Here is an 8,490-nt window from a genome sequence, read left to right on the forward strand (position 1 = left end):
AAAGACAAAGCAGAAATTTAACCCCGATTACTGGCGAGATCATTCGGCCAACGAACGTACCTATCTGTCTTGGATGCGTGCCTCGATCGCTTTGATGGGTTTTGGTCTGGTCATTTTGCGTTTACGGACGGCATCTTCTACTGTACTAGGATTGGGGTGGTTGTTGGGTTTTGTCTTCGCTATGGTGGGATTATTAATCGTTGTCATCGCCACGCGCCGGTATTTTCTCATCCGGCGAGCGATCGATAGTAATAGCTACGAACCCGCTCAAGTCTGGATTATTTGCTTTAGTATAGCGATCGCCTGTCTAGGATCGGGAATTCTCTATTTTGTCGCCACCAGTCCCGATAGCGGTGGAGTGGAAAGTATCGGTTTCGATTAAAACCCCATCCTCGCACGGAGCGGGATGGGGAAAAAATTGCTCGATACAGGTGGTAAAATCCAGATAACTACTTAAAATTGCCCATTTTCCGACCTTTCCCAGGAAGGGGCGAAAGGTGGACAAATCAAAGGACAGGCACGCCAATGACTGTGAACAGGGACTCCCAAGCGTTGACAATAGCCATTTCCTCTCCCCTGAAACTTATAAAACCGACAGTAACGACAGGTAGAGGAACAAGTGGCAACTTTGGGGAGAGGATTTCCCTTGGTTTCGATCGCTGTTAGTTTTGGGGATAGGGTGGAAATGGTGTCTAGCAAGGAAGTCTCCAAGGCTAACGGGGTTCACTAGCGACTCTTACCGTACCTAGTCCCAAATTATGTCACAGTCGCCCATCCTCCCGGAGTATAACGATTGACACGCTCCTAAAAAATTGAGAAAATCCCTTGCTGCTAGACTTATTCCACCACAACACGCCTAGAAAAGCCCCAACTTAAGGAGACCGCCACCATCATCAATACCATCCACTCTGGCGGCAAATAGGTTGGTTGACAAGCTTTTAATAACAATCTTCCCCCTACCGCTAAAACCGTCAGGTAGGCCGCATCTTGTAGGTAAACAAACTCAGCCAACCACCTGACAAATAAACCGGTCAAAAATCGTAGGGCTAACATTCCCAAAATACCACCAGTCAGGAGAATCCAGAATTGATCGGCTAGGGCGATCGCTGTGGTGACACTATCGAGGGAAAAAGCCAGATCCGTAAAAGCAATCAGAACAATAACACGGCCAAAAGATTCTATGGCGAGATTAGTGGCAAAATTTTGGTCTTCTATTTCTATATTTAAAAATTTCTGGCAAAAATGCTTACCCGCTAACCAGAGCAGATAAATAGCACCCAGTACCTCCACCTGCCAGAATTTAACTGTCCAACTGGCACTCACTAACAGGGCAACTCTTAACACAAATGCCCCAGCTAATCCCCAGTTTAAAGCCTGGCGTTGTTGTCTGGGGTCGGGAAGTTCTCGCACCAAAGCGGCCAGGGCGACGGCATTATCGGCCGATAGAATGGTTTCTAAGACTGCCAGGGTGAGAATAGTGCCGCAAGTGGTTAGAGAGAGATTTTCAGCTATATCGAGAATTTGAGGGGACATATAATTATATTTTGACTTTTATAACGTTGTAGATGCGTCTTGGTATTTGCTGCTAGGATTCTTGACTATTTTTTTGTCGGTATCAATCCAAGGTCAAGTTCTTGAGCTTGCGATCGAGGGTGAGATTGCTGACCACACTCTCCTTGATCAGGATTTTGGCCAGACACTATCATCTTAGGTAGGGGACAACCATAAAAGCAAATATTCTTAATTGTCGTTTTAATAAATAAAAGTGATGGAACGGCGAGGGGGCTTCCCAGCTTTCCATAAAGGGAATTTATGGATTTGAAAACAAAGAATATTTGTTTTTATTAAAGCCATTGCCTAGAGTGAAAACAGAGACTGAAAAAGATCACTCAAGGAGATCAAAAACGATGAAACCGAAGCTACTGACAGCCTTCTGTCTATTGCTAATCACAGTTTTTTCTTGCTTCCACCCTGCCATCGCTAGGGCCGTTACCCCCACTGGCGGCGCACCGGCAAAAATTACTCTGGTCGAGCCAGCTGCCGCCGATAATCTGCAAAAACTACAGGAAACTAACGCCTGTGTCGGTTGTGACTTTAACGGAATTAGCCTCAAAGATTTAAACTTGTCCTCGGCCAATCTAGAAGGAGCAAACCTCAGTCAAGCGGATCTAGAAAGAACCAACCTACAGGGTGCTAATCTCAGAGGGACTGACCTCCGGGGAGCCGACCTCGGCAAAACTCTCCTAGCGGGAGCCGATTTAAGCAAGGCCAATCTCTTAGGTGCAGATTTAGAAAAAGCCAACCTGCAAGGGGCAAACTTAACCAACGCCAATCTGCAAAAAGCTGACTTAGAGAAGGCCAATCTCACTAATGCTCGGTTAGACGGTGCTAACCTGCAAGATGCCGACGGTGAAGGCGCGATCGGTGTCGATCCCAATCTATTCTAAAAAAAGTTTTTATGGCAGAATCAAGTTTTAGCGGTTTTCAAGGAGAGCAATATCTATGGAAATTACTCCTTTTTCTCAGCGATCGCTAGATGGGGAGGGAGCGGAAATGCTGCTAGACTTTAAAAAAGCCCATCAGCAAGATTTAAAGGCAATTGCCGAGATTTTGGCAAGAATTAGCCACCAATCACCAGAAAAGGTAGAAATTCTCTTGGAGACAATGCTAAAACAACTGATAGAGCCAAAAACACCTTTTTACGAGACGGCAACACCGACGGAACGAGCGCAAGCTTTTCGGGATTGGGCAAGTAGTCACGATCGAGGCAGCGCACTTTTATCCGACTATGCCGTAAGTCGCGATAGTATCTATGACGATGAGTGCCTGTGACTTTTTTAGTTGATACTAATGTCTTATTGCGAAGTGCGGAACCTGATCACACCATGTATGGCGATGCTGTGGGTGCGACAAGTCTATTATTGGGACAAGGAGAAAAACTCTATATCGCACCACAGAATTTAATCGAGTTTTGGAACGTTTACACCCGTCCAATTAATAGAAATGGTTTAGGACGCACAGTGGCCGCAGCCAAGGCTGAAATCGATCGCCTAAAGTCACTTTTTCCCATTATTGACGATCTGCCCGCTATTTATCCCGAATGGGAACGCTTAGTCTTCACTTATTCAGTCAAGGGTGTGCAGGTACATGATGCGAAGCTAGTAGCAGCCATGTGCGTTCATGACCTTACACATATTCTGACCTTTAATGTTGACGATTTTAGCCGTTACCCGGAAATAATCGCCGTTCATCCTGCGACCGTCAGGTGCTAACAATAAGGGTGACTTTTAAGCAAAAACGCGAGCATCCCGAGGACGAACATAAACTTGCTCCCCGACTTTGAGGTGCAGTTGATCCAGTTGTTCTCGATTCAGATGGGCAATCAGGAGAGAGCGATCGGGTAGAATTAATTCCACATCGATGGCCCAACCCAGGTGGATAATGCGCTCAACTTTTGCCGCAATGCTAGACCCATTGGGAGAAGAGAGAATTTCTAGGTCGTGGGGACGAATAAAAATCTTGACTCCGTTAGTACTCCCCCCAAGCTGCTCGAATAGTGCAGCCGAGGTCGGTGGTAAAACATTCACCCGGCCGATAAAACTCATCACAAAAGCAGAGGCAGGATGATCGTACACCTGATCGGGAGTTCCCACCTGTTCGATTTTACCCTCATTGAAAATTACGATCTCGTCGGCCACTTCCATGGCTTCCTCTTGGTCGTGGGTGACAAAAACACTGGTGACATGGACCTCCTCGTGTAACTGTCGCAACCAAACCCGCAGCTCTTTTCTAACTTTGGCATCCAAGGCCCCAAAAGGCTCATCTAATAATAATACTTCCGGTTCTACCGCTAAAGCCCGGGCCAGGGCAACCCGTTGACGTTGACCCCCGGATAGTTGGGCCGGATAGCGATCGCCTAATCCCTGCAATTGAATTAAACTCAAGAGACTGTCCACTCGTTTTTGAATGTAGTCGGGGGCAGCTTTGCGAATCTTTAAACCGAAAGCGATATTCTGACGCACCGTCAGGTGTTTAAAAAGCGCATAATGCTGAAAAACAAAGCCAATATTCCTTTTTCTGACATTTAAATGGGTTGTGTCTTTGCCGTTGATGATAATTTTGCCTGTGTCGGGGGGTTCTAATCCTGCGATCGCTCTCAGGAGAGTGGTTTTTCCCGAACCGGACGGCCCGAGCAGTGCCACCAGACGATTCGATTTGATCTCTAGGTTGATGTTGTCTAAAGCAGTAAAGGCGCCGAATTGTTTCGATACTTGCTCGATGATGATACTCACGGTAGCTAATCCTCTGGCAAAAAATGTATAGGGTTTGACCGTATTTTAACTATGATTTAATCTTAATCGTATTAAAATACAATTACATTTTACAGGATAGCAAAAAAATTAAGTTTCGATTCGGGAGATTACTGGTTATAAACCGAGACTAAAAAGATTAAACAGCGATAAAAGCTTACTATTACTCTTTTTTGCTCTTTTAGTCGGTTCTAAAGGCTTAATTAACTAATTTCGTCCCTTAACCACCAGAAACGCACCGGAGAAAAGAGACGACTGAGGCAAAAATGGACTATTCTTTATTGACAATATTTAGCTTTTTTATCGGAATTATCGTGGGATTAACGGGAATTGGCGGTTCATCGTTAATTACACCCCTATTGATCTTTGTATTTCAGGTTCCCGCTACCACCGCAGTGGGTTCCGATGTGGTGGCGGCCGGGTTGATGAAAGTGGTCGGCACCGTTCGTCACTGGCAACAGCAAACGATCGAGTTAGAAGTGGTAAAATGGCTAGTAATTGGCAGTGTACCCGGTTCTCTGTTAGGATTAGTCGGTTTTCGCTATTTTCAGCAGAATAGCTCCCTCAATCTCGATCAATGGTTGCCTCCTATCATCGGTCTTGTCTTGATGATCGTAACCGTCCTAGCAGCCCTAGAACTACTAATTTCCTTATTTTTTCCCGATTTGTCTCCTTGGTCCTGGCCAAAATTAGATTTAACCACTCGCTCTGGTCAGATAAAAACAACCGTATTAGGGGCAGTTTTAGGCTATTTGGTCGGTTTAACCAGTATTTCTAGTGGTTCCTTGTTTGCATTGGTCTTGATGACCTTTTTTCACCTTGATTCTCGCAAATTAGTCGGTACAGATCTATCGCAAGCGTCCATCCTCTTAACCTGTACTTCCATCGGTCATCTGGGATTAGGAACAGTCGATTGGAATCTGGTACTTCCCATCTGGTTGGGTGGAATACCGGGGGTAGTAGTGGGAGCAAGATTATCGGAATATTTACCCAAAAATGCCCTAAAAATACTGCTTTATACGGTTCTGGTCACGGTCAGTTGGCGCTTACTCCAACCCACCTAATCCCCAGAGTTCACTCGAAAGTCATCATACTACCCATCAACAGATCGGGACTGGTGGCGACAAAATAGATAATTCCCGCACCGAGAATAACGATCGCTAAACTAAATAGTAGCACCCATCGATCGGCTGGTTCGTAGGTATCTTCATCTATATCTCGTCTGACTGTAAAATAATGGGCTGTGGTCAAAAATACGGTCAATAAACCCACTAAAGCAAACATTAAGCCCAATTTCCAGCCATAACCGGGCCGGGGAACCAGAGGAGGATGAAAGGCCCGTAAGCGCAGAATAACCATACCAAAACCCATTAATGCGATCGCCGTTCGCATCCAAGACAGATAGGTGCGTTCATTGGCCAGATGATCGCGGACTCGATTGGGATTTACTTTTTTCGGTTTAATGCTGGTCTTGCTTTCCGTCACTGGCGATTTGAGAAAAAATAACATGATCGAGATGACTAGGGGTCAGTTTCAAGGGGAGCGCTTGAGAAGATGATGTTATTCTATGGCACTTGAGTTATAGATGGTATGGAAAAAATCTAAAATCTATTTTTAGATGTATTTGTATTGAATCAAAAATTAAATACGGTTTGCTCAATAAATCTAAAAACCTTGTTGGGTAAGACTTTTAGACTTTTTGTCAACCAAAAAGTACCAGATTGGGGAGTGATCGGGGGGAAAATGCAGGTACTTTTTCCCTGAAAATTAGGTAATTGACCCCCTCAAAATCGCTAAAACCCTACACCCTACACCCTGCCCCCAGGAAAAACTTTTTGCCGCAAACCCTAAATAGATTCTGCTTGCTGCTGGAAAAGCGTCCATCCATAGCTTAAGGATAGGGCCAAGAAAGCCAGGGGAAGACTTTCCTTGATTATAAATACACCCAAACCGATCAACACACAGGGGACAAGGTGGCTGCCGTGACTGGTAATTAAATTAGCGATCGCTGGTAATTGAGTTAACCTATGAGCAGTAAAACACCAAACACCCACCAAGATCAGAAAAACGCTGACGATAGTAACTAAATTTGGCCAGGTATTACTAGCAAACAGCGGCAGATAAATGCCGATATTATCGCTGCCATTGGCGATGGTAATTGCCGCCACAGCGCCGGTTTGAGGGGAAAACCAGGCCAGCAAAGGAGAAGACGGTGCCGATCCTACAGCCACATCCAGATGATTATCCGTCTCGGTTTCTTCTCGCTGCCAGAGACTCCGAATCCCGAAAATCACGGGTAACAGACCGAGAAAACGAATCCACTGAGCCGGAATCAAGAAACTCCCGAAAAAGCCAGTTAAACTCGCCAAAATTAGCAGGATAAAGCCTAAATACTGACCGATAACGATATGACGACGGCGAAAAAGTTTATTGACCTGGGCGAAAAGAATCGTCAAAATCAGGATGTCATCGAGATTAGTGGCAATAAAGGCCGCTATTGCTGTGGATATGGCAGTAATCATGGTAGTCATAGGATTTTTTTCTGAATCGGCTCTTCTGGTCTCGATCGCCCTACTTCCACTCTAGAAAGAGCTATTAATAAAATCAAATATTCTTTCTTGTTGATTTAATAAATTAAAATGATGGAAAGACCAATAGAGACGGAAAACCCCTTGCCATGGCCAGAATGACCCTAGATCAACTAGAAATCTTTCTAGCGACTGCCGAACATCTCCACTTCACCAAAGCAGCAGAAGCTTTATATATCACCCAACCGGCCGTCAGTGCCGCCATTGCCTCCCTAGAAAATGAATACGGGGTGAAGTTATTCCATCGCGTCGGTCGTCACATCGAGATCACGGAAACAGGACGTTTATTGCAATTAGAAGCGCAACGCATTCTCACCCAGGTAACTTTGACAGAAAGGGGATTGGCGGAATTTAACGACTTGCAACGGGGAGAACTACAATTAGGATCGAGTTTGACTATTGGTAACTATTGGCTGCCGGCAAAAATTAGCGATTTTCAGGAGCGCTATCCGGCAATTAAGATCAATTGCACCCTAGCTAATACGGAAGAAATCTGTCTGGGTACGGCTAACGGAGGTTTTGACCTAGCATTAATCGAGGGAGAAGTCAAGAGTGATTTAACACATTGTTTAGAACAGGAGATTGTCGGCAGCGATCGCCTATTAATTATTGTCGGACGTTCTCATCCCTGGTATAAAAGAGAGGCGATCGAATTACCGGAATTAGTGGAAACCCCTTGGGTAATGCGAGAATCGGGATCGGGAACCCAACAAAGATTCGAGGAAGCGTTACAGAATTGGGGCATCGATTTACGGACATTAAAGGTGACTTTGCTGTTAAATACGGGAGAAATGGTCAAGGCAATCATCGAGAATAGTTCGGCAGCGGCCGGCATTTCCGAACTGATGGTTCAAAAGGAATTAGAATTAGGCACATTGCGATCGATTCGAGTCATCGATACTTCTGGTTTATCCCCTCGCTATCTCGAATTTATGCGCCCTTTTTTAAAAATAAAACACCGTCAGCGCTTTCAACCCCGCGTCTGTCAAGTTTTCGAGCAGATGTTGTAATCTGATAGCAATCACCGAAAATTAACCCGCTGGATGACATTTTGGGCGCACTGCGTGCGCCCCTATGGCGCAGTAATATTGTTTATTGTAGAGGCGAAGCGCTTTCAACCCTGCGTCTGTCAAGTTTTCGAGCATATCTTGTAATCTGATAGCATTTTTCTTTATTTGTGGCAAGCATTCTACTCCCCTCTCCCGTTCTGGGATAGGGTTTGGGGGTGAAAGAAATTAACCATCTCTGCCATTACTTTAGAAAAATGGGATAAGTCTGGGTACTGGCACTGCGGGACGATACTACAGCGATTTCCTTACCCTATTTAGAAATCTTTGTCAAGTAAAATTTATCCCGAATTAGATGAGCTTACCCTGCTTAGATAACACCTGTGAATAAGGGAGTCGGAGAAGAATTTTTTTTGCCCAATGTTGAAACACTTTCAACTGATGGCGTTTGCCTGGTAAACGCAGTATATAGACAAATCGACGCATTATATCGGCCAATCTACCGGTAATATTAATGCCAAAACTAGAGACAAGGGCTGATTGTTTACCCAGGGTTAACATATCACCTAAATGCAGATAATAATA

Annotated in this window: 11 protein-coding genes and 2 pseudogenes; 6 read left to right on the forward strand and 7 right to left on the reverse strand. The window is 44.9% G+C overall.

The window, feature by feature from the left end:
- Positions 1–382 (forward strand): YidH family protein (locus ACE1AQ_RS21545; RefSeq protein WP_374809192.1); only part of this gene is annotated, 382 nt, incomplete at its 5' end.
- Positions 383–453: 71 nt separating this feature from the next.
- Here the strand turns inward: ACE1AQ_RS21545 and ACE1AQ_RS21550 are convergent.
- A complete protein-coding gene (locus ACE1AQ_RS21550) occupies positions 454–699 on the reverse strand; it encodes a hypothetical protein (RefSeq protein ID WP_212567835.1) in 246 nt (81 codons plus the stop codon).
- Between the two features lie 138 nt (positions 700–837).
- Entirely contained in the window at positions 838–1,533 is a 696-nt protein-coding gene (locus tag ACE1AQ_RS21555) for a TerC family protein (RefSeq protein ID WP_106908930.1), read from the reverse strand.
- 374 nt (positions 1,534–1,907) lie between these two features.
- Between ACE1AQ_RS21555 and ACE1AQ_RS21560 the strand changes: the two genes are divergently transcribed.
- The 3 genes from ACE1AQ_RS21560 to ACE1AQ_RS21570 are packed head-to-tail and all read left to right on the forward strand — an operon-like array spanning position 1,908 to position 3,272.
- A complete protein-coding gene (locus ACE1AQ_RS21560; RefSeq protein WP_008207363.1) occupies positions 1,908–2,447 on the forward strand; it encodes a pentapeptide repeat-containing protein in 540 nt (179 codons plus the stop codon).
- A gap of 55 nt (positions 2,448–2,502) precedes the next feature.
- The gene (locus ACE1AQ_RS21565) at positions 2,503–2,832 is read left to right on the forward strand and encodes a hypothetical protein (RefSeq protein ID WP_002762669.1); all 330 of its coding nucleotides are present in this window, start codon (positions 2,503–2,505) and stop codon (positions 2,830–2,832) included.
- Positions 2,829–3,272, forward strand: coding sequence for a type II toxin-antitoxin system VapC family toxin (locus ACE1AQ_RS21570; RefSeq protein ID WP_002795967.1), 444 nt, complete (start codon positions 2,829–2,831; stop codon positions 3,270–3,272). The genes ACE1AQ_RS21565 and ACE1AQ_RS21570 overlap by 4 nt, the downstream gene beginning before the upstream one ends.
- Positions 3,273–3,287: 15 nt before the next feature.
- Here ACE1AQ_RS21570 and ACE1AQ_RS21575 read toward each other — a convergent pair whose 3' ends face one another.
- Positions 3,288–4,292 (reverse strand): sulfate/molybdate ABC transporter ATP-binding protein, encoded by a 1,005-nt coding sequence (locus ACE1AQ_RS21575; RefSeq protein WP_106908929.1) that lies wholly within the window; start codon positions 4,290–4,292, stop codon positions 3,288–3,290.
- Between the two features lie 284 nt (positions 4,293–4,576).
- On the opposite strand from ACE1AQ_RS21575, the gene ACE1AQ_RS21580 reads away from it, so the two are divergent.
- Positions 4,577–5,374: a sulfite exporter TauE/SafE family protein gene (locus ACE1AQ_RS21580; RefSeq protein WP_110543486.1), complete on the forward strand. Its 798-nt coding sequence runs from the start codon at positions 4,577–4,579 to the stop codon at positions 5,372–5,374.
- 10 nt (positions 5,375–5,384) lie between these two features.
- Here the strand turns inward: ACE1AQ_RS21580 and ACE1AQ_RS21585 are convergent, their stop codons facing one another.
- From ACE1AQ_RS21585 to ACE1AQ_RS21595, 3 genes and pseudogenes are all read right to left on the reverse strand, one after another.
- Positions 5,385–5,819: a YidH family protein gene (locus ACE1AQ_RS21585; protein ID WP_002762666.1), complete on the reverse strand. Its 435-nt coding sequence runs from the start codon at positions 5,817–5,819 to the stop codon at positions 5,385–5,387.
- A 156-nt stretch (positions 5,820–5,975) separates the two neighbouring features.
- Positions 5,976–6,167: pseudogene (locus ACE1AQ_RS21590) on the reverse strand (hypothetical protein).
- On the reverse strand, positions 6,158–6,841 hold the full coding sequence (locus ACE1AQ_RS21595) for a cadmium resistance transporter (RefSeq protein WP_110543489.1): 684 nt from the start codon (positions 6,839–6,841) through the stop codon (positions 6,158–6,160). Before ACE1AQ_RS21595 ends, ACE1AQ_RS21590 begins: the two are co-directional and overlap by 10 nt.
- Positions 6,842–6,987: 146 nt before the next feature.
- Here ACE1AQ_RS21595 and ACE1AQ_RS21600 point away from each other — a divergent pair, with 146 nt between their 5' ends.
- Positions 6,988–7,908, forward strand: a complete 921-nt coding sequence (locus ACE1AQ_RS21600; protein WP_008207354.1) for a LysR substrate-binding domain-containing protein — start codon at positions 6,988–6,990, stop codon at positions 7,906–7,908.
- Between the two features lie 348 nt (positions 7,909–8,256).
- On the opposite strand, the pseudogene ACE1AQ_RS21605 reads toward ACE1AQ_RS21600, so the two are convergent.
- Positions 8,257–8,490, reverse strand: a pseudogene (locus ACE1AQ_RS21605) (NAD(P)/FAD-dependent oxidoreductase); the annotation flags it as partial.

Source organism: Microcystis sp. BLCC-F209, assembly GCF_041928595.1.
GTDB lineage: Bacteria > Cyanobacteriota > Cyanobacteriia > Cyanobacteriales > Microcystaceae > Microcystis.